The sequence below is a fragment of the Variovorax sp. P1_H12_2 genome (genome assembly GCF_056405335.1).
This window is the reverse complement of sequence record NZ_JBFUCI010000623.1, coordinates 1-2,506: the sequence shown is the minus strand read 5'-3', so window position 1 is coordinate 2,506 and position 2,506 is coordinate 1. Positions and strand designations below refer to the sequence as shown.

The 2,506-nt window shown below is 67.8% G+C and carries 4 protein-coding genes and 1 pseudogene; all 5 read right to left on the bottom strand.

Going from position 1 to position 2,506, the window contains the following annotated elements; translation table 11 throughout:
• Positions 1 to 263: transposase (locus AC1D2K_RS33370; protein ID WP_478094549.1), on the bottom strand; the 263-nt coding region annotated here is incomplete at its 3' end.
• Between the two features lie 44 nt (positions 264 to 307).
• The gene (locus AC1D2K_RS33365) at positions 308 to 517 is read right to left on the bottom strand and encodes a hypothetical protein (RefSeq protein WP_478094547.1); all 210 of its coding nucleotides are present in this window, start codon (positions 515 to 517) and stop codon (positions 308 to 310) included.
• A 25-nt stretch (positions 518 to 542) separates the two neighbouring features.
• Positions 543 to 1,153 (bottom strand): annotated as a pseudogene (mobA, locus tag AC1D2K_RS33360) (molybdenum cofactor guanylyltransferase).
• A 14-nt stretch (positions 1,154 to 1,167) separates the two neighbouring features.
• A complete protein-coding gene (gene moaA / locus AC1D2K_RS33355) occupies positions 1,168 to 2,295 on the bottom strand; it encodes a GTP 3',8-cyclase MoaA (RefSeq protein WP_478094546.1) in 1,128 nt (375 codons plus the stop codon).
• 29 nt (positions 2,296 to 2,324) lie between these two features.
• Positions 2,325 to 2,506 (bottom strand): hypothetical protein (locus AC1D2K_RS33350; protein ID WP_478094544.1); only part of this gene is annotated, 182 nt, incomplete at its 5' end.

The following is a 2,506-nucleotide window of genomic DNA, read 5'->3' as shown; positions in this document are numbered from 1 at the left end:
ACGTCGTGCAGCGCCTCTTCCATCGCCGGGTCGCTCAGGCCAAACCATTGTTGAAGGTAATGGATGCGCAGCATCGTCTCGATCGCAAATGGCGGGCGGCCAGTCTTGGCCCGAGGGCTGTGCGGTTCGATAATCTGCACGAGCGCGCTCCACGGCACCACCCGATCCATCTCATCGAGGAACTCGCGCTTGCGCGTCTTCTTCGTCGACAGGTTCAGGCCGAGGCCCAGCTGATTCGGGGGAGCTACGCGTTTGGCAATCATGGGCTCAGATCATGCAAGGGATGGGCCTGTTTTGCAGACCATCCCTAGCTGTTGGCGCCGGCCGAAATTTGACCCGGTGGGTCAAAGTTCAACCGGCGCCGACAGCCCAGGGCCTCGAACAGCGTCACGCTCTCGCGCTGCGCGACCACGGCGGGCGCGACCAGTTGCGCGAGGAAGGCGTGCACGGCCTCCACGCTCAGGTCGGCGGCGTCGTAGCCCGCGAGGGCGGTGGCGATGTCTGCGATGCGGCTCATCGGTGCTCGAGCGCGAGCAGCTCGGTCAGGGTGTTGACGCCTTGCGGCCGCCGTCGATGTAGCGGCGCAGGCTTTCGCAAAGGTCGGCGCGCAGGAGGCTTAAAACGGGCTGGGCGCGCGCGGCCTTTTAGCCGCCTTGTCTTCCGATCCGGAGGCACTGGCCATCGCGATCTCCGCGTTGGCGGCCACCGCGGCCTCCGCAAGCCGCTCCGCGAGGTCGAGCGGGAACAGCGGCGTCTCGCAGGGCACGGTCAGCAGCCAGGGCGTCGCGCAATGCTCGAGGCCGCTCAGGAAGCTGGCGAGCGGCCCGGGGTAATCGGCCACGCTGTCGGGCCACACCGGGGTTCACGCCTGGGCCGCACAGCACCGCACGGTGCTCGCGCCCTTCGAGCGCCCCGGCGATGCGCCCGAGGCCTTCCTCAACGCGTCGAAGGCCTCGTAGGCCGCGCGGTTGCGGTTGGCGTTGACCAGCAGCGCGCTGACCTGCGGCCGCAGGCGGCGAATCGCATGCAGCGCGAGCGGCTCGCCCTGGAAAAGCTGCAGCCCCTTGTCGATGCCGCCCATGCGCGTGCCGCGTCCGCCGGCCAGCAGCGATCCCGTGATGTCGGCAGGCGCGATGGTCTGCGTCGCGGGCATGGCGGGCGCCTGCTTCATCCGCCGATGTAGCTCATCTCGACGCGGCGCGGCGCCTTGTCATCGGCGTGGCCGGTTTCGGCCGCGCCTTGCAGCGCGCGCAGCTCCGAGTAGCGGTCGGCGCGGCCCTGCCAGATGTGGCCGATGGCCGAGGAGATGTCGTCGTCGCTGGCCGCGCCGCGCAGCAGCGGGCGCAGGTCGTGGCCCGCGGTGGCGAACAGGCACAGGTAGAGCTTGCCTTCGGTCGACAGGCGCGCGCGGCTGCAGTCGTGGCAGAAGACCTGGGTCACGCTGCTGATCACGCCGATCTCGCCGCCGCCGCCGGCATAGGCCCAGCGCTGCGCCGTCTCGCCGGGTGTGGAGGGCTGCAGTGGCACCAGCGGAAATTCGGCGTGGATGCGCGCGATGACGTCGGCCGAGGGCAGCACTTCGTTCATGCGCCAGCCGTTGGTGGCGCCCACATCCATGTACTCGATGAATCGCAGCACCACTCCGGTGCCGCGGAAGTACCGCGCCATGCTTAGGATCTCCCGCTCGTTGGTGCCGCGCTTGACGACCATGTTGACCTTTAGCGGACCGAGGCCTGCGGCCTGCGCGGCCTCGATGCCCGCCAGCACGTCGGCGACCGGGAAGTCGACGTCGTTCATGCGGCGAAACACCGTATCGTCCAGCCCGTCCAGGCTGACGGTGACACGGCGTAGCCCCGCGGCCTTCAGCGCGGCCGCCTTGCGTGAGAGCAGCGAGCCGTTAGTGGTGAGGGTGAGGTCCAGGGGGGCGTCTTCCGCTGTGCGGATCTGCGCGAGCTGCTCCACCAGCAGCTCGATGTTCTTGCGCAGCAGCGGCTCGCCGCCGGTGAGCCGGATCTTGCGCACGCCCTGCTGCACGAATAGCCTGGCCGTGCGGGTGATCTCCTCAAAGCTCAGCAGTGCGCTATTCGGCAGGTAGACATGGTCCTTGTCAAATACCTCCTTGGGCATGCAGTAGCTGAAGCGGAAGTTGCAGCGGTCGGTGACGCTGATGCGCAAGTCGGTGAGCGGGCGGCCCAGGCGGTCCGACAACTGTGCGCCAGAATCCGGCCTGCTGGACGCCGCCACCTCAAGCGAAGGCACTGCGGCGGGCTGACTGAGCATCGGGATGACGCGCATTGATGATCGAGAACTGCCGGGATCAGGTTTCACGTCATCGGGATCCATTGCCAGCGCTCGGCTGTCAGTTTCTGGTCATAGCGTTTCCTGGCGTTCTTGTCGTGCAAGGTGTCTCTGGCATGCCGGAGGCTTTCTTCGCTCTCGCCGGTCGCCCACAGCCACAGCTGCCGGCGCCAGCCAACCTTGGGCAGGCCCGCGAGACGCTTCAAGT

Bases quoted from the DNA above. Each gene is read 5' to 3' on its own strand.
- AC1D2K_RS33365 (WP_478094547.1), bottom strand. From the start codon at position 517: ATGAGCCGCATCGCAGACATCGCCACCGCCCTCGCGGGCTACGACGCC.
- moaA (WP_478094546.1), bottom strand. From the start codon at position 2,295: ATGCGCGTCATCCCGATGCTCAGTCAGCCCGCCGCAGTGCCTTCGCTT.